25 protein-coding genes are annotated in these 16684 nt (G+C 66.1%); 6 read left to right on the top strand and 19 right to left on the bottom strand.

The window, feature by feature from the left end; translation table 11 throughout:
- Positions 1-278, bottom strand: a 278-nt coding sequence (locus IG69_RS0118600) for a transposase (RefSeq protein ID WP_030529671.1), incomplete at its 3' end; no start/stop codon positions are given.
- Positions 279-1000: 722 nt separating this feature from the next.
- On the opposite strand from IG69_RS0118600, the gene IG69_RS0118595 reads away from it, so the two are divergent.
- Entirely contained in the window at positions 1001-1267 is a 267-nt protein-coding gene (locus tag IG69_RS0118595) for a hypothetical protein (protein WP_030529670.1), read from the top strand.
- Positions 1268-1912: 645 nt separating this feature from the next.
- Here the strand turns inward: IG69_RS0118595 and IG69_RS21820 are convergent.
- Positions 1913-2428 (bottom strand): TIGR02391 family protein, encoded by a 516-nt coding sequence (locus IG69_RS21820; protein ID WP_084696933.1) that lies wholly within the window; start codon positions 2426-2428, stop codon positions 1913-1915.
- 39 nt (positions 2429-2467) lie between these two features.
- Between IG69_RS21820 and IG69_RS0118585 the strand changes: the two genes are divergently transcribed.
- A complete protein-coding gene (locus tag IG69_RS0118585) occupies positions 2468-2968 on the top strand; it encodes a hypothetical protein (RefSeq protein WP_030529668.1) in 501 nt (166 codons plus the stop codon).
- 180 nt (positions 2969-3148) lie between these two features.
- On the opposite strand, the gene IG69_RS0118580 is transcribed toward IG69_RS0118585, so the two are convergent.
- The gene (locus IG69_RS0118580) at positions 3149-3487 is read right to left on the bottom strand and encodes a hypothetical protein (protein WP_030529667.1); all 339 of its coding nucleotides are present in this window, start codon (positions 3485-3487) and stop codon (positions 3149-3151) included.
- A gap of 88 nt (positions 3488-3575) precedes the next feature.
- Here IG69_RS0118580 and IG69_RS0118575 point away from each other — a divergent pair, with 88 nt between their 5' ends.
- Positions 3576-3929 carry a hypothetical protein gene (locus IG69_RS0118575; RefSeq protein WP_051750742.1) on the top strand — a complete coding sequence of 118 codons (354 nt, stop codon included), beginning with the start codon at positions 3576-3578 and terminating at the stop codon, positions 3927-3929.
- A 553-nt stretch (positions 3930-4482) separates the two neighbouring features.
- Here IG69_RS0118575 and IG69_RS0118565 read toward each other — a convergent pair.
- Entirely contained in the window at positions 4483-4740 is a 258-nt protein-coding gene (locus tag IG69_RS0118565) for a hypothetical protein (protein WP_030529664.1), read from the bottom strand.
- 105 nt (positions 4741-4845) lie between these two features.
- Between IG69_RS0118565 and IG69_RS0118560 the strand changes: the two genes are divergently transcribed.
- Positions 4846-5265, top strand: coding sequence for a hypothetical protein (locus IG69_RS0118560; protein ID WP_030529663.1), 420 nt, complete (start codon positions 4846-4848; stop codon positions 5263-5265).
- Between the two features lie 49 nt (positions 5266-5314).
- Here the strand turns inward: IG69_RS0118560 and IG69_RS0118555 are convergent, their stop codons facing one another.
- From IG69_RS0118555 to IG69_RS0118500, 12 genes are all read right to left on the bottom strand, one after another.
- Complete coding sequence (locus IG69_RS0118555) at positions 5315-5647, bottom strand: hypothetical protein (protein ID WP_157577727.1); 333 nt, start codon at positions 5645-5647, stop codon at positions 5315-5317.
- A gap of 150 nt (positions 5648-5797) precedes the next feature.
- Complete coding sequence (locus IG69_RS0118550; RefSeq protein WP_030529661.1) at positions 5798-6016, bottom strand: hypothetical protein; 219 nt, start codon at positions 6014-6016, stop codon at positions 5798-5800.
- Positions 6017-6093: 77 nt separating this feature from the next.
- The gene (locus IG69_RS0118545) at positions 6094-6315 is read right to left on the bottom strand and encodes a hypothetical protein (protein WP_030529660.1); all 222 of its coding nucleotides are present in this window, start codon (positions 6313-6315) and stop codon (positions 6094-6096) included.
- A gap of 318 nt (positions 6316-6633) precedes the next feature.
- On the bottom strand, positions 6634-6831 hold the full coding sequence (locus tag IG69_RS0118535; RefSeq protein WP_030529658.1) for a hypothetical protein: 198 nt from the start codon (positions 6829-6831) through the stop codon (positions 6634-6636).
- 212 nt (positions 6832-7043) lie between these two features.
- Positions 7044-7796 (bottom strand): hypothetical protein, encoded by a 753-nt coding sequence (locus IG69_RS0118530; RefSeq protein WP_030529657.1) that lies wholly within the window; start codon positions 7794-7796, stop codon positions 7044-7046.
- The gene (locus IG69_RS0118525) at positions 7793-8995 is read right to left on the bottom strand and encodes a hypothetical protein (RefSeq protein ID WP_030529656.1); all 1203 of its coding nucleotides are present in this window, start codon (positions 8993-8995) and stop codon (positions 7793-7795) included. The genes IG69_RS0118530 and IG69_RS0118525 overlap by 4 nt, the downstream gene beginning before the upstream one ends.
- Entirely contained in the window at positions 8992-9294 is a 303-nt protein-coding gene (locus IG69_RS0118520) for a hypothetical protein (RefSeq protein ID WP_030529655.1), read from the bottom strand. Before IG69_RS0118520 ends, IG69_RS0118525 begins: the two co-directional genes overlap by 4 nt.
- Complete coding sequence (locus tag IG69_RS22280) at positions 9291-9701, bottom strand: SAV_915 family protein (RefSeq protein ID WP_157577726.1); 411 nt, start codon at positions 9699-9701, stop codon at positions 9291-9293. The genes IG69_RS0118520 and IG69_RS22280 overlap by 4 nt, the downstream gene beginning before the upstream one ends.
- A gap of 846 nt (positions 9702-10547) precedes the next feature.
- Complete coding sequence (locus IG69_RS22275) at positions 10548-10775, bottom strand: hypothetical protein (protein ID WP_157577725.1); 228 nt, start codon at positions 10773-10775, stop codon at positions 10548-10550.
- A gap of 154 nt (positions 10776-10929) precedes the next feature.
- Entirely contained in the window at positions 10930-11238 is a 309-nt protein-coding gene (locus IG69_RS0118505) for a DUF6188 family protein (RefSeq protein WP_281174749.1), read from the bottom strand.
- Positions 11239-11354: 116 nt separating this feature from the next.
- The gene (locus tag IG69_RS22270; RefSeq protein WP_157577724.1) at positions 11355-11609 is read right to left on the bottom strand and encodes a hypothetical protein; all 255 of its coding nucleotides are present in this window, start codon (positions 11607-11609) and stop codon (positions 11355-11357) included.
- Positions 11610-12018: 409 nt separating this feature from the next.
- On the bottom strand, positions 12019-12384 hold the full coding sequence (locus IG69_RS0118500; protein ID WP_157577723.1) for a hypothetical protein: 366 nt from the start codon (positions 12382-12384) through the stop codon (positions 12019-12021).
- A gap of 549 nt (positions 12385-12933) precedes the next feature.
- Between IG69_RS0118500 and IG69_RS0118495 the strand changes: the two genes are divergently transcribed.
- Together IG69_RS0118495 and IG69_RS0118490 are read left to right on the top strand one after the other, a co-directional pair.
- A complete protein-coding gene (locus tag IG69_RS0118495) occupies positions 12934-13254 on the top strand; it encodes a hypothetical protein (protein ID WP_030529651.1) in 321 nt (106 codons plus the stop codon).
- A gap of 186 nt (positions 13255-13440) precedes the next feature.
- Complete coding sequence (locus tag IG69_RS0118490; RefSeq protein WP_157577722.1) at positions 13441-13926, top strand: hypothetical protein; 486 nt, start codon at positions 13441-13443, stop codon at positions 13924-13926.
- A 127-nt stretch (positions 13927-14053) separates the two neighbouring features.
- Here the strand turns inward: IG69_RS0118490 and IG69_RS0118485 are convergent, their stop codons facing one another.
- The 3 genes from IG69_RS0118485 to IG69_RS0118470 form a co-directional block, all read right to left on the bottom strand.
- Entirely contained in the window at positions 14054-14869 is an 816-nt protein-coding gene (locus IG69_RS0118485; protein WP_030529649.1) for a hypothetical protein, read from the bottom strand.
- A gap of 815 nt (positions 14870-15684) precedes the next feature.
- The gene (locus IG69_RS0118475) at positions 15685-16050 is read right to left on the bottom strand and encodes a hypothetical protein (protein ID WP_030529647.1); all 366 of its coding nucleotides are present in this window, start codon (positions 16048-16050) and stop codon (positions 15685-15687) included.
- Positions 16051-16121: 71 nt separating this feature from the next.
- A complete protein-coding gene (locus IG69_RS0118470) occupies positions 16122-16631 on the bottom strand; it encodes a DUF2716 domain-containing protein (RefSeq protein WP_051750740.1) in 510 nt (169 codons plus the stop codon).
- Positions 16632-16684 lie beyond the last annotated feature (53 nt).

Genomic DNA, 16684 nt, shown 5'->3' with positions numbered 1-16684 from the left:
AGCACGTTCTCCTGCGCGAAGTAGGCCGAGGCCCGTTTGAGGATCTCGATCTCCATCGCCTGACGGCGGTTCTCTCTTCGCAGCCGGACCAGCTCCTCGCGCTCGCTCGAGGTCAGGCCCTCGCGGCGGCCGGCGTCGACGTCGTCCTTGGCCATCCAACGGCGCAGGCACGACTCGGTGATCCCCAAGTCCTTGGCGATCGTCGCGACCGACGCGCCCGGCACCCGGGTCAGCTCCACCGCTCGACGACGGAACTCCGGTGGCTTGGCAGCAGGCATCCCAGACTCCTCTCCGAGACGATCATCGCCTCAGCTCAGGTGTCCGGAAAAGCGGGTCAGGCTCCGCATCACGGACCGCACCCTCGGCCACGGCACCTACCCATCGTCCACTCGTCCACCCAGCGTCATCACCAGCCGCCTCGCTCTCGCCACCACCACGGTCGGCGGCACCATCAAGCAGAACGACCGCTTCACACGAATCGGCGTCGGCACCCTCAGCGGGCCGAGCAGGAACGGTCGCCGCGTTGCCTAACTCGACGACCACTTCGTAGACCGCTCTTCTACATGCCTTACGTGACTTCAGCCGACCTCAACGCCCTGTGAGGGACGGCGAAATCCGCGCGCGGGTCTCTGCCTGGCAGAGCGAGACGCAAGCGGCGGTGCGCGGGTAGAACGTGACCCATGCCTCGACACCGAGAACCAGAATGTCCCCTCTGCGGCAGGCTCCTCAATGACTGGCGCGATCTCCGCACGCTGCCCCGACATCAGCCAGGCAAGCCCAGCAGCGACGTCCTTCAGATCTGCCTCATGGGCACCTGCCGGGCCGAAGCCCGACGGCGCGGCTACCTGTGACGCCGCCCCATACTGCCGGGCCCTGCCGCAATTCGGCCCATCCGAGCCGGCAGCGGCACCCTCTTCGTCGGCTCGGCGTCAACAGCTCAGATGGATACGCACGAGAACCTCCGTGCGAGAGTTCCTCGCGCCATGGCCCATACCCTCAGGTGGCGCTGGCGACGGTTCGCATCTCGTCGTCCACTGGGTACTTCGTTGCGCAAAAGGCTGTCATCAGGGAGGACACCTGGCCTGCAAGCAGCGCGCCACTCGGCGACTCTGCAATCCGACTCCCCTTTGAGCAGCAGTTCGTCATCGTGCGCGCTGATGGGAACTCCGCGGACAAGCTCGCGAACGCGGACGACGGGTATCTGAAGGGCCTCGCCGAGGGCTGCACGATTCTGGAGACGAGGTTTGTTCGCGCGGTTCGCCCGTGAGGTGGCCGCCTCCCTCGGCCAAGGCGCGCGAAGCCCACAAGAACGACTCTGCGGACCTGGTACCTGATGGCGGGCCATGATGGGCGTCCGGCGAAGGCGGCCGTTTAGTCAGGGCTCGGGATGGGCCCAAGCACGGCCACGCCCTGCTTGCCCGTTCCTCGACTCCGGCTAGCGCGACGCGAACCTCGGTGCCCCTTCTGCGTGGTCTGCAGGTGAGAAGCCCAGTGTTAACAAGGGTTTCTAATGGGGTGACAGGCGGACATATAGATGGCAATGTGCTGTCAGCGCACCCTATTGCCCCCCTCGACACCAAAGCGGTCCGCCGAAGGGGTCGCATGTTCAGCTCGCGCTACGCCTCCTTGCGTTGCGAGTCTCCTCGGAGCGCCAGCGACGCGGGGTAACCTCCAAACCATGAGAGGGGTCCGCTGTCCGACCAAGCGCGCGGCGATCGAGACTCGATCAGAGGCCGCGGGAATCGCAGCGGGCGTAGCGAAGGGAGCGGAAGCCGTTCAGTGCCCCTACTGCGGGTGGTGGCACGTCGTCGGATTCGGCTCCCCACTGGAGCGGCCATCGAAGCCGCGCAAGCGGCGGTAGCGGCGGTAAGGGAACGCTGGGATCCCTCGTACTAGCGGAGCCGCCGAACAGTTAGACGGATTCCACGTCTGCCTGATCGATCCAACGTGCGAGAAGACTGAACGCGGCCAATTGCTCAAGTGCGAGTTGCTCCGCGCCGCCGTCGTGAGGCACATGCATACCCGGGTTGCGAATGGCCGCGTACAAGCCCTCAGCGAAGGACCGCGCTCCTCGGTGGAGGCTGTGGTAGGTCTTGCTTCCGTCGTCCTTGATTAGCCGAAAGCGCGCCATTCCGGTCTTCGGTGGATCGAGAGAGAAAGCTTGGTTGAACAGATCCGTCTCAGAGACGTCGACGCGCGCGAGCTTCGCTTGGGCTTCCGCGTTGATGCGGAGAGCTGCCTGCATCACCGCTTGGTGATGGAAGCCATTATTCCAGTAGCTCTTGCCGTTCTCCCATGCCCACGGATGAAGGTTGGAAGCATCCATGTCGGGAGCGTTGTCACCGAGCTTGTCGGCAACTTCGGCCTCGCGTACCAGCGCCGATGCGCCCAAGGGCCAGCAAGTCTCCTCAGTGACGAGTCGCGGCATGAGCGCTTGTTAATTCACGACCGCTGAGACGCTTTTAGCGTGGAGAAGCGAACCCAGTACGTGCTCAGCCTCGAGGGACTTGCCGATGCCGTGTTGATCGAGGCTGCTCGCACGGCCCTGACGCTGGTGGCCTCAGAGATGGCATCGGCCGAGACGGACATCCCTTGGGGGGAACGAGGTGGTTGGCCTGCCGATGTGGTGGAGGCGGCGCAGCGACTAAGCGACCGGTTCGGTCAGGGACGCGACGACACGAACGTGCAGACGGGGGTAAGGGCCGCCACCGACAGCCAGGTGCGGGAAGACTTCATCACCTTCGCGCCGCACGCCTATGACGCGACATTTTGGCGAGAGGACTATGCAACAGTCGCCAGCCTCTCGGACGCGGGCACCTCCTTCGTCATCTGGTTGACGGAGCAGCAAAGGGCCAACCTGACTGAGGTTGTCCATGCCGAGCGGGTGATCAGCATGCGCGACTGGCGGCTGGCCCATTCATCGAGGTGGTGGACTGGGCTGTTCCGCTTGTCGTCAGCGAAGCGGTAGGCAAGGCGGTGGCGGTCTTGGCGCGTAAGGGCTCACAAGCGAGACGGCGCGCTCAGCAGCCTTAACAGCTGCTGGCGCGAGTGGCGAGCCGAGGTCCGTGTTTCTTTGCCACCCGAGGAGCATGTCATCCGGACGAGGACGCACGGGCGAACCAAGTGCATCGCGGCATGAGCGGAAGGTTCAGCAGGACTCTTCGATGACGATGAGGACATCGTGGTCATTGCTCCGGAAGTCGGCTACGACGAAATCAGCGAAGGGCTGGGCCCGACCGTCGTAGAACACCTGAAGCGCGTCCAGCACTTCGGATGCTTCCTTCGCTGGGAGCTCGACCGGCTCGGTCCCATACACGTGAAGCACCCGAACGTCGGGTCTCCGCAACAACCGCCGAACCTCTCGTTCGCCGATAGGGCCGCCCCGCATCCGCCACTCCGTGCCGTCGTCGCTCACCCACGAGCGATCGGCGACCGGGGACGGCCACGGCTCACTCCAGTCGGGCCCGACGGACACGTTCCTCACCACGCGGCCAGTATCACCGCCGTCGCCAGATGGCGTTCGCGATTGGCGGCATGTGCGCATGTTCGGCGTAGCGCCGATGGATGATCGATTCATGCCCGATAAGACATGGTTCGCCGTGCGGACCTGCGTGGCCAACCACGAACCGAAGCCCTGGGGGCCTCACGACCTGGAGCCTGGCCAGGTCGACTACGAAGAGCGCATCACGATCTGGCGAGCGATCGACTTCGACGCAGCAATCGCGATGGCGGAAGCAGAGGCCGAGCGCTACGTCGAGGACCTCGGCGGTGAGGTCCTACCTCTCACGCAGGCGTACGCGCTTGCCATGAAGCCAGCTAACGGCGTCGAAGTCTTCTCGCTCATTCGACGGAGCGGACTAACGACCGAGGACTACCTCGACCGGCACTTCGCCATGGGAACCGAACGACAGCATCGCGCGGATGTATGACCCGTTCGCGGCATGAGCGGTCAACTCGGACCAGGGGGCCTTGTTGCTACTAGGGACTACCGGCCGAGCTTCTGTGTCGTACGGCTCGAAAGGAATCCCACGCGAGATCGATCGCCGTGATCGCTCCAACGGCCGCGCCCATGGCTGACGCCAGCCTGACGGCCTCGGAGTCCGACACTGCCGATAGGAAAGCCAATGCCAAAGAGGATCCCGCCAAGGACACCGTCAGCAGCGTGAGCCGGCGGGACCGCCTTGGCGCGCGGTCAATGTGCCGGCTCGTGAGCGCAAAACCGATCCCAAGGAAGGCAATCGCAAACGCGATCACCCACGGCTCCCCTTGGTTGTGAGCGGCAAGCGTGAAGCCAAGAACGATCAGAATCGTCGCGCTTAGGCGTACCGGCCACCGGTCAAGAAGCCGTCGATCGATGACCCACCAGACCTGCCGCCCGCGCTGCTCCCCGGTGGACGCCACGAGCGCCAGCATTCCATGCCCCGCCTCGGGGCACCTGGGCTTCGGCAAAGGTCGCGCCGCTCCGCGGCATGAGCGTGCGTTTCACTCCAACGGCACCGGCAGGGCTTCAGCGATTCGTTCGACCAAATCCAGCAAGGAGCTAGCGCCGCCTGAGGCGAGCCGCTCCAGCTCTCCGCGTGCTTGATCCAAGGCGTCGGCCGCCAGCATGCCGCCAAGGTCCTCGCCGGCCCGCCAACAATCAAGTTCCGGGGCAACGGCGAGGCAGCGTGCGAGTGTCGCTGCTCGCTCGGAAGCCTCGATGAGCGCGCGATTCGCCGCATCCCACTCGACGTCGTCCATTGCGCCAGCGTACGGACGTCACGTGTCCAGCTCGCGGCATGAGCGATAGATGGTCTGCGACGGAGGCACCGCTGTGACCGGGCCCTGGCTTCGTATGCTGCCGCCATGCAGCCGTTCTTCGACGTCTCGGTGTCGCGTCCCTGGCACTGGGGAATTGCGATCTTGTCCGCACCGAAGGCTGCGGTTCCGGAGCAGCTCGATGACGGCTTGGTGACTGCGACGAAGGACTGCCTGGTGCTGCGTGTGCGCCATGCACAGGACATCGACGCGGAGCGCTTCGAAGCTGACTGGGACTGGGCAACCGCGACGATTCGGGTGCGCAGTCTTGCGAGCTTCGAAGCGGACGCTGAGGAGCCGGTCCTGGTTGGGCAGCTGTACCTACCAAACGGGCTGTTGGCTATCGGCGATGCTGACAGCGAGGTCCTGCTCAACCACCTCGACGAGCGCACCCACGTCCGCGTCTACGCAAACGTCGACACCGCAGGGGCCACGGCCGTCCGCGTGGACCTTGCCGGGGCGATGTAGCAGGTACGCAACGCAGTCCGCCTGACCGCGGCATGAGCGGTCATGTTCCTCAACTTCGGCGAGGCGCGACGCCGTACTTCTCGATCATGAACCGCCAGAAGAGCGGTACCGCCTCAGTGACCGGTCGCTCGATCTCGTCGTTGTGCCCGGTGACAGACATGTGCTCAATGAGGACAAGCCCGGCTGATGGGGGGCGAAGCGAACTTGGCGAGCGCACGGCCACCACGCCGTACGGAGGGTCGGGGACCGGCGTCCCTACGACAATGAGGTCATGCATCGTCGTGTGCGCGGCCAGTCGGTCGGCCGCATCGGACTCAAGCACGCTCCGCGCGATTGCCTCCATGTGCCGGAACTCTGGGTGGGCCGTCGCGATCTCGTCCATGAAGCGATGAATGACACTCCAGTCCCGGGTGTGGAACGGAAATGTCTGCCCATGCGTGCGCACGCGGGCAAGGATGCCGGAGGTCGAGGCAGCGTCCGCTCATCAGCCCGATGAATCGATCTGTCCGCGGCATAATCGGGCGGCCTCTGTCTACGGGTTGTTGGTGCCGGCCGAGCGCCAGCGAAGCATCGACTCCGCCACGTCGCGACGCCAATCGATCAGCCCGCCGCTGTCCTCAGCCGTCTCGACGAGTTCGGCCAGCCTCTGAAAGATGTCGCTCGCGCTGACCTGCCATCGCTCGGGATGGTCGTAGGCGTCGTCACGAAGGTCCCAGAAAGCGTCCGCAAGTCGTGGTTCGTACTCCGGCATCTCCGGAGGCTATGTCGTCGATGCCCCGACGTGATGCCGCATCGCGGCATAAGCGCACGAATGAGACCGGTGAGCTTCTAGGCCGGATCGTCCGGCGCCCAGTAGACGGTTGCCCGCCACCAGGCGCCGTGCTGATTGACCTCGTCGGCGCAGAAGGTGACATCGAGCAATTCCTCTGACCCGATGCCGGCTTCCTCGATGGCGTCGGCGACGCGGCGCAGGAGGAGTGGCAGATCAGGGCCGGCGGGCCCTTCGGGGTTGCTCACGCTGAAATGCCGGCTCGCGAAGTGGTCGACCACATGGCGAGTCTTGCAGAGCGACTTTCGCGATACGGCGGGTCAGGTAGCCGGATACGAGTTGGGGGAAGATCACCCCATGGGTATGAAGCGAATTGCAGTGGAGTTCGAGGGTGGGGCCGTGGACGCGCGTGCGTTGGCGCGGGCTGTGCAGTTCGTCTTTGAGGCGAGCCGCGTTGGACACGGTTCCGTGTTCGTCGAGGGCTTCTCGCTGAACCCCTCCGATAGGTGGCAGAAGGGCGACCCCCGCATCACTATCACCGAGAAGTAGGTCAACGCCTGAAGCGCAACGCGGCATGAGCGCACGGACGGTGGACCCCGTCAGGGAACGGTGGTGGAGGGGCGCTGCAAGTTTCGCGTGCGGATCAGACGCACAGCAGTCGTCACAAAGCCCACCAGCATGACGAAGGCCGCCAAGGCCCAGAGGAACCCGCTAATGCCCACGCTTTCGAGGGCGTTGACGCTGGCGATGACGAAGCCACCCGCCGACCAGTAAAGGTCTGCCGTCCTCGCCCGCATGGGTCGATTGTGAGGTATGAGCGCCGGACGAGGCAGCCCTTTCAGGGCTTGTCCCCAGATCGAACTTCCCCCGTCGCGGCATGAGCGCAAACTTCGCCCGCACGATCCGTTCGGGCTGGTCAGACGAGGCGCGACGAGGGAGAGGTCTTCGCTCGACGTGGTGGAGCAGACTGTTGGGGCTTGGGCGGAGGAGCTGAAGCCCTGTCGGCCGCTTAGTGCGAAGGCGGGGCACTGGTGACGTCACCACGGTCAATGCGGTCCGTGGCTTCGCCAGTGGCGAGCTCTCGACGCAAGGACGGGTGAGTGCGGTAGAACTCGATCACGTCGGCGACGCGGTGGGGATCGGCGCGTAGGGAATGTCCGTCGATCACGCCACCACCTGCGGCGAGCATCGCCTCCAACCGCGGGCCGCCGTTGGGCGGAGCGTCGGCGAGCTGCCCCCAAGGGATCTCGACCACCCCGCGGGAGGTCTGCACGCTGACCAGCGCTGGGTCGAGGCTGATCTGGGTTCGTCGCCAGCGGGCCTGCCAGAACACCCCGGCCACACCCAGTGGCACGGCCAGCCAGAGCCAGAAGCGGATCTGCGTGGGGACCTGCTCGCCGATGCGGGCGGCGTCCCAGTGCACCAAGAGCGGTGCGGCCAGGAAGAGGAGCGCCATGACGGCGTAGCTCCACCGGTCGGCGGCCGGGGCGTCGAAGACCAGGGCCCGGCCGGACTGGACGGGGGCGGCGCTACGACGCTGGCGGGTCAGGTCGGGCCACACCTGCGGCAGCGCGAGCAACGGCAACGGTAGGCACGCCAACGCGATGGCCACCAGCGGCGCTCTGGTTCCGGCGGTCACGGCGACGACGCACCACACCAGCAGCGGCACAGCGAACATCCCGAGCACGATGCCGCGCTTGCGGGGGTGGGGGTGCGGCGTACTCGTGCCGCCTCGCGGGGCCGCGGGCTGGTCGGAGGTCACCCGAACACGCTATTCCACGCCCCGGAGACCGCGTCGGTGGCGCCGTCCCAGGCGTCCGAGGCGGTGTCGGTGGTCCAGTCCCATGCCGCCCGCGCCCCGTCGTCGATGGACTCGCGCACATCCTCGGGCACCCACGTCTCCCACGCCTTGGTGGCGCCCCATGCCACGACGCCGCCGATGACCACGACTGCGCCGGCAGTCACCCACACCGGGGCGGTGACCACGCCGGCGGCCACGACGGCGCCGGTCGCGACGCCGGCGGCCAGACCGGCGACCAACCCGACGCCCACCGAGCTCGGTGACTCACCGTTGGCCAGGGCGATACCAGAGCTGACCACACCCAGGACCGGGCCACCGAACTTGAGGACCTTGCCCCACCGGGCCACCTCGCCGGCTTCGGCGATCAGGTTGGCCGCCTTCGTGCCGGGCTTGGCCGCGTTGGCCAGCCCTCTCGCGCTGGGCGGAACCCGGCCGGATCGGACGGCCGGGTTGCGGGAGCGGCTGGCGGCCAGGGCGGTGGCGGCGCGGTCGGCGGCCTTGCGCAAGTCCCTCTCGCGCACCGTGAACGCGGTCCCGCCGAAGTCGATCGCGTTGCCGGTGCGCTCGGCGGCGGCCTTGGCCTTGGCTAGCAGGGCCTTCAGGCCGGAGTCGGACGCGGCCTCCTCCTGGGCCGGAGCCAAGGTAGCGGTGACACAGGCGTCGAGGCGGTCGTAGGTGGCGCGCACGTCGATGCGCAGCTGCTCGTAGAGCTCGTTCTGCTCCAGCCGGCCCGTGAACGCATCCTGGTCGTTGTCGTACTGGCGCTGCTGGGCGGGGGTGGCCATCAGCAGCGGCGGCCCGGGGTCGAACGCGGCCGGTGGGGCTTCGATGGTGGTGCCGACCACGGCCAGGCCGCCGGCGGCGGCGCGCGCGCGATGGGCGGCCATCTCGGCCTGGCACGCCTGCAGCTCCCAGGCGTAGGTGTCCACGGCATGGGCGCAGCGCCGCACGACTCCGACGCGGGCGTCGCCGGCGGTGATGACCTCGCTCACGTGCGCGGTGTAGGCGGCGTGGCTGGCCCCGTCCCAGTCGGCGGCAGCGGCCGAGCGGGCGGCCACGGCGTCGTCGCCGGCGCCGTCCATCGCGTCGGCCAGGTCGGCAAGCCAGCTCGAGGCGGCCTGCAGCGAGGCGAACGATCCGGGCAGGTCGGTGTCGATCATGACGCCGGGGTGCAGATCGGGGCCGCGGACTGGCGCAGCACGGCGGCGGCCTCGGCGTCGGTGGCTTCGGTGTCGGCGGCCACGGTGCGCAGGGCGGAGGCGGTGCCGGTGTTGAGCTGGGCCAAGGCGTCGGCATCGGCGCCGAGGTCGGCCAGCATGAGCAGCACGTGCGGGCCGCCCTCGCCGCCGTCGACACCGGCCGGCTGGGCCGGTGCGGTGCCGGCGACCTCGCTCGCGGCGTCGGCGTGGGTGCCGGCCATCGAGGTCAGCCGGGCCGGGGAGATGTCGAAGTCGCTCACGAGGTTCTCCGTCCCGGACCGGCTGGGTCCCCGACCTCGCGCACCGCCGGCGCCGGGTCGGCCGGTTCGGTCTCGGTGTGGCGCAGCTCGTCGGGGATGGTCATGTCGAAGTAGACGACGTCGTAGGGCTGCTCCGCCTTGAGCCGGTCCAAGTTCGCGGTCGGCACGAGCGCGTACGGCTGGTGCGGACCGCAGCAGTCCAGCAACCGGTCAAAGGCCGAGTACGCCAGCAGCGCCAACCTGCCGTCAGTCGTGGTATGCATCTCGATCTCGAGCGGCTCGTCCACGCCTGTGGCACGGGCCACCGGCAGGTACAGCACCGGTGGGATGGAGGCCCGGTAGCGGGCCTGGAACTCCTCGAACGTCTCGCCGTCGCGAGGTCGGGCAAACGTCTGCGGTGTGCTCATCTGCGGCCACCCCCTGGGTCGCGGTTCGCCGGTCCGCTCCCTCGAGCCCGGCTACTGATCGGTACTAGTCGGTTCGACCGTACGACGACCCCGGCGCGGCGTGCCACTCAAACGGCTTGCGAGTAGTCGCAAATCTGCTCCCCCGGTGTGGTCAAGCATCGAGCGCAACGCGGCATGAGCGGTTGGCTCGTCGTCACGGCCCGATGGCGTACCGAGATGTCATGTGAGTGCGGGTGTCCCACGTCGGCGTCGTCCCGCTACGAACGCCCACGCGAGAGGAAGGCTCGGACCTCCCTGTTCGTCATGGGGCGGGTTAACCCTGCTTGTGTGTCCAGGAGGTGGCCCCGGGCCCTCCTGCGCGTCAGCCCAGCTCGCCAAAGCAACACGATCCGTGCTGGATAGCGGACCTGAAAGCGCAACTCACCGTCACCGTCACGCAGAACGTGCGCTTGGTTGCTTCCCCGGGCCATGAAGGTTGCTCGGTCATATGGAATCGCCAAGACATGCCAAGCCTCCCCTGTGCCTCGCCACTGGACCTTCACCGTGGCGTCCCATCCGCGCGTGGAGGGTGGCTCATGGCTCGCCACGAGCGCGCCCCGTTCGCGGCGGTGATCCCAGACGGTGCGAAGCAGGGCCATGACGCCTGCCGCGAGCACTGTTGTGACCACACCGGGAGCGAGAGTTGACCAATCCACACGAGCATCCTGACGCGAGCCTGTGACACCACGTCCACGGCATGTCCATGGGGCGCGGTCGGCTCTCAGGTGCGATCTACTTCTGCTCCTAACTAGCGCTCGCTAGGAGGGTGCGGAAGCGAGTGGGCCGTCCTTTAGTGGCCTCCTTTGCTTAGTTCAATCCGTCACTGAATCGCTCGAGAGTCGGCTCCATGCGCAGCAGATGCGCGTCATCGACGCACAGGGGCAGGTCCACGGACATCGGATCATCTGGGCTGCCGAGAGCTCCGACCAAAGGGTTCAGACGAAGAACGGCGTTCCCGATCACGTCCGCTACCCGCGAGCAGTCAGATCGGGCGCACATCGTGCCATCAAGATCAGCATTGAGGGAGTCAGGCATGAGTCTCACCGTACGGGGCTCGATCTCCGTGGAATCACCCACTCCCGAGCGCCGTTGCGGACTCCGCCCTCGACTCGTGCGCGGCGCGGCATGAGGGGACACCACCAGGTCAGACGACGAGCAGCCGATCGCCGAGGTTGATCTGATAGCTCTCCTAGTGAGGCTCGGAGTCCAGCACCTCGGCGATCGCCCCACTTTCGAAGCGAAGTCTTGCTGTCCCGTCGGTAGGAACCATGGCCACCTCGACTGATTGCCCCAGCAGCGGCAATAACGCGGCTGCACCATCCGCGGCCTCGCTGAAAGTAGTGACCTGGCCACCCGGGGGCATCACGACGTAGTCGCCCTCGATGGAGATGTGGCAATCTGTGTCGCCTGAAAAGGCCAGCTGAACTTGGAACTGGCCGAATCCAACGAACGTCAGCACGCAACCGCTTAGAGGGCTTAGATCGGTGTTGGGATCCAGTCCATAGATGGGGACATGTTGTCAGGCCGGGTGACCACCCAACCGCACCTCAACAACACATCCGCACGCCGGCAGATCGGCAGGACCGAACGCGCTGTCCGCGGCATGAGCGGTTGTCAGCCGCCGGCGCCAGATGCCGGTCGCTTCTTGGCGGCACGATGGCGAAGGCGGCGGCGGAACTGCGATCTGAAGCGTCGCTGCTCGGTCTCATTGCGAACGAACTGCGGGTCGGCAGCGGCTTCGTAGTATTCGACCTCAGCGGAGTCCCGGGCGCCGTCGGACTCAACGAGCGCAGCGAAGTCCTTCTTCGAAGGCGGGCCATCGGCAAGCTCGCCCACCCACTCCGACTTTGGCGACTCCCCTTGCTTCACACCCTGCATAGTGACGCATGCATTCCCCCGTCGCGGCATGAGCGGACTATTCGCCGTGCTTACACCCTGCGGTCGTCATCGGCCATGTCCCGGGAAACCTGCTCCTGTGCCGCGTTGAGTTCTGCGTCGGTGTACCCGAGTCCGCGCGCCCACTCAATAGAGGTGGAGAGGTCGCGGAGCGCTTGCTTCTGCGATGGGTGCGTGTACGGCAGCGAGCTCTCATCCGTCGTCAGAAGCCAGTCGATCAGGACGAGGGCGGACTGGTCTCATAGGCGCAGGTCAACGAACTCGGGCTCTGGCTCGGACATGCCAGCGATGCTCGCACAGACCTACGCTCATCGGCAGGGTGATTCACTCTGCCCGCGGTATGAGCGGACGGTCACGTCAGCGTGGCCTTCTCCCCGGCACTTTATGCGGAAGGCGCCCTGTCGGCGAAGGACAGCAACGAGAGCGACTGCTGCCGTTGTCTCTCGAGTCGTCGATCGCGTTGCGCGATGACGATCGCGGCCAGGCCCGCGGTCAGGGGCACGGCGTAGGCGGCAAGCACCTCGAAGGAGTTCTCAAGACGCCAGTCGTCCAGTCCGAAGGCAACGGACATGGTCACCAGGACGAGGCCCAACCCTCCGAGGACGAGCTGAACGAGCCGAGGCCGCCCCCACTGCGAAGTGGCTAGCGCGGCAGCCGACGCGATCCCGGGCGCGGCCCACGTCCACGCCGTGTTTTTATCCTCCGGGTCCAGTGCAAGAACAGTTGCGACCAGCATCATCGCTGCCACGCAGCCAGCCATGAGCGCGAGTGCGAGCAGATAGGCACGGGCCAGACCCCACTTGCGGCGGGCCGCGCTGAGGCCGCTTGTGGGACTTGGAAAACTCTGCACCTATCGATTATGTCGCAGGCGGCGGCTCCAACGGCCCGAATCGAGAGTGTTCGGACGGCTCTTCAACGGGGGCGCTTCGCGGCATGAGCGTGCGATCTTCTTGCCGCTCGGCGTAGTCTCCGGGTCGTGATTTACCCGGACGGCGAGCACCCCTGCCCCGTCTGTGGTGCGGACTGGAAGGTGCCTCACGTCTGGCCACGAAGGCCGGGCCGGCAGAAGCCCCGTCGCGACCGGAGCCGATGGTTCGTACCTGAGGATTCCGGATGGTGCTCAGATCTGGAGTGCCGCATCACGGACGAGCAGCGTGACGAGTACCGGGCGTTCCGCCGCATGATGGGTTGGGACCCGACAGAGGATTCGATCGCCCGGCCACCCGAGTAGCGAATCGCGGCATGTGAGTGCGATCAGACGAACTGGTGCAGACACGCCGCGTGGCACCATTCGCACATGGCAGACGTAGCAGTCGACGCTGAAGTCGACGCCGACGGCCGCACCGTCGCGTGCGCCAAGATCAGCAGCGGCGAATGGGAAGTCAACGTTAGGGCAACGCCGCTTGAGTTCGCCTCATTGGACTCAATCCGCAGCGCCGCCTGGGCGTCTCGCAACTCGGTCGCGGTCGGCAGGTCCGCGGGAGCCCCCGTGTTCTGGTCATGCGACGGATCTATCGTTTCGATCCTGATCGGCTCCGACGATGAGACCTGGGATGTCGCTCTCTCAGCCCCTATCGACGTCGTCGATCGCGTCGTCCAACTCGTGGCAGCCCTCTGAGGCGGAGCGGCTCATCGGCATCACAATCACCCTATCCGCGGCATGAGCGGTCAGGCTTTCCGACCTCGGCTTCGTCCTCATCTAAGCGCTGGTGGCCCGGTGGATGGGTGCAAGCTGCAGCCCGGGCTGGCCGACTTCGAGGGGCGCTGCTCGCGAATGGCGCGCGCCCGAGCCTCCTCTCTTGACGTGACGACCGCGGCCCCCCTGTTTGATGCAAGCGCCTGCATTCATCGAATCAACTCGGCATCATCACTGCTCGTGTGGGTTCTGGATCCGACAAACAGCAGTGAGTTGCTCGATCGGCTGCGTGCGCACTCCGGCTATCCCGACTTCAAGGTCGTCTGGTGCGGTGAAGGGTGGAGGGAGCTCGTGGGCGCCTGCCACGACGAGCTCGCGGCCACCTTTCCTGACTATCGGTTCTATGCGATCAAAGAGAAGTGGGGTGTGCTCGCGTTCCAAGCCCGCCCGAGAGCTGGAGAGGCGGCGGCGGAGGAAGCCGATCGGCTGAACGAGATCACGGAGAAGTACCGCGCCGCGTCGGAAGTCGTCTGTGAGTGGTGCGGCAGGTGCGGATCACTTCGAATGGACGCACGTGTGGAGAGGACGCTGTGCGATGCCTGCGCCAACGACATGACGACGATGAGGTTTCCAAAACAGACACCGATCGTCTGACCAGATCATCGGCTGGCTCGATCGCTCGGTCTGCGGCATGAGCGGATGTCCGGGGCGCTAGTGACGTGAGGAACCCAATCGGTCGACTCTGGCGACAGCGAATGCGGTGAGCCCCGTTGGGCTGGGATCAACCTCCAGCACAAGCAGTGGATCGCCAGCGAAGACGGTCAGGTGCCCATGGCAGCACATCTGCGGCCGCGAGGCTGGGCAGGACGACCACGGATTCGTCGTACAGGCGCCAGTCGTCACGGGAGTAAGCCTCAGCTGCGATGAGAAGGGTCGACTCGTGGTCACCGTGCAGCAGAACCTCGCTCACCACGCCGGGGGTACGCCCACCCTCCGCGAGGACGTCATAGGCGACCTCGACGTGGTTCACCTGGCCACGGAGGATTGGTGGGTCGTTGCGGGGACGGAGACCTCCGTCCGCGGCTGGCGGGAGCCGTCGCGTGGATTCGGACCTGAAAAGGAGCCCGAACAGTCCGTCATCTTGGTACGTCGACACTTGCCGACTGCCCTGACCGGTGCTAGCGACAAGCCAGTTGAACGGCACCCGCTGATCAGCGGGGACCGCCCATTCAGCGGACTCGCCGGCGTCTGGGTCGTTCAGCGCCCACTCTTCGCCTTCCCAGGAAAGGAGCGGTTCACGCACGAGGCACAGAGCGGTGCTGATGTTCTGGGTCGTCCAACCCACCGCGTCGGCATGTCCCCCTGCGTCGAGGAGATCAGCGACCGCCTCCTCAGTCATCGACCGCGCGTCCTCTGCGGATGGCAGCTCGGCATCACCACGGGACGAGATGAAAACCGGGAAGGGGCCACCGTCCTCGCGGAAGATGGCCCAAGCCACTTCGCCACCAACTCGCGGGGTGAACTCCCAGCCGATGCCGTCCCGGCCGGATACGTCACTGGCAACCACCGCCTGCCATCGATCACGCCAACCGGCCATGAATGGAGGCTAGCGACCAGCAGACGCCGCCCTGTCTTTCACGCCAGCGACATCGACTACGCCATGCGGCATGAGCGGTCAACTCGGACCGGGGGGGCCTTGTTTGCTACTGGTGACTACCGGGCGAGCTTCTGTCGTGTCGTACGGCTCGAAAGGAATCCCACAGGAGATCGATCGTCGTCATCGCTCCAACGGCCGCGCCCATGGCTGACACCAGCCTGACACCGTCGGACTCCGACACTGCCGATAGGAAACCCAATGCCAAAAAGGATCCCGCTGAGACCACCGTCAGGAGTGTGAGCCGGCGGGACCGCCCTGGCGCGCGGTCGACGCCCCGGCTCGTCAGCGCAGAGCCGATGCAAAGGAAGGCAATCGCAAATGCGATAACCCACGGCTCACCTAGGTTGTGAGAGGCAAGCGTGAAGCCAAGAACGACCAAGAACGCCGCGCTGAGGCGTACCGGCCACCGGTCAAGGAACCGCCGATCGATGACCCACCAGACCTGCCGGCGGCGCTGCTCCCCGGTGGACGTCACGAGCGGAAGTGTTCCATGCCCCGCCCCTGGGCACCTGGCATCGACAAGGTCGCACCGCTCCGCGGCATGAGCGGTCGTTTCCGCTACCGTTCCTGCATCCGACAACAGGTTCCCAGGGGAGCCCGAGGCGAAGAGCCGAAGCGGCAGACGTCAAGGGCGGCAGGCGGGGAGGCCCGCGCGTCGAGGTCAGCGATCGTGACCCCAGGTAGTCCCTGCCGCACCCTGACCCCCTTACCGCGGCGATAAGGCCGTACGAGACGCGGTATGAGCGCAGCTTTTCTCAGTCGCCTTCGACAGTGACGAAGCCTTCCCAGCTAGGTCGTCGAAGTCGGATCGTCATGAAATCGGTCAGCACCTGGGCGGTTTCATGGACCAGCGGGTCGTTGAGTTGATCGGTGAGAAACTCCAGTTCGTCGACCATGGAGGCCAACATCGGCCTGCCCAGGGTCACCGGGTCCGAGCCGCCGAGCATCGGAAGGGTGTGCAGTTCGTATGCCTCGGCCACTCGAGTCACCCGACGGAAGAGGCGTTCCGAGATCCAGAGGGCGTCGTCATCGGACGGCTGGAACTCGTAGACGCCCACCAGGCCGTCGTCGCCCCGATAGGTCTCGGCTTCAAGACGATCAGCGAACTCCTTGGCGGTCACGGTTCAGATCCTGTCACTCAGGAGAGTCGTGGCCGGTCCCTTGGGGAATCGCATCGCGGCAGATGAGGACATCAGGTTCGGCTCTGCGGGTGACGGGGCAACCATGAAAGAAGGTCGGCACCGAGAGACTCGGTGAGGCTGCGTCCCCAGAGTGTGATGGTTCGTTGCCAGGGGTGCCCGAAGGTTCCCCACGCAGCGTCGGGTCCGAGATGGATGTAGTAGTCCCCGTTAGGAAAGACCGGGACGGGCCACGCCTCGATGTTGGCCAACGCGTGCTTCGCGGGGGAGTACCGGTAGGGGGTGTGCTGCCAGTCGAGGGCTGTCATCTCGAGGTCCCCCGCGAGCGACACGAACGCACGTAGGGCCGAGGCGTTGATCGCGGCTTCTCCGGCGGCGAACATCGCACCCTCGTCGGTAAAGACCGGGGCCAGGTCTACGACCAGGGCGTCCTCCGGAAGTGCAATCGCCGGTTGCTCGGTCTCGTAGTAGTTCGCCTCGAAGTGGAATCCCTCAAAGGGTGCCCAAGCGACGTCGTGGTCCAAGGGGATCCAGATGCCCTCCGCGGCAAACGGGCTGATCATGCCTCGAAAGGTACCCACGCGGGAAGCGTCCCCGCATGGTGACTTGCAGTCTC

Source organism: Phycicoccus jejuensis (assembly GCF_000720925.1).
Taxonomy (GTDB): domain Bacteria; phylum Actinomycetota; class Actinomycetes; order Actinomycetales; family Dermatophilaceae; genus Phycicoccus; species Phycicoccus jejuensis.
This window is presented reverse-complemented; position numbering and strand designations above follow the sequence as displayed.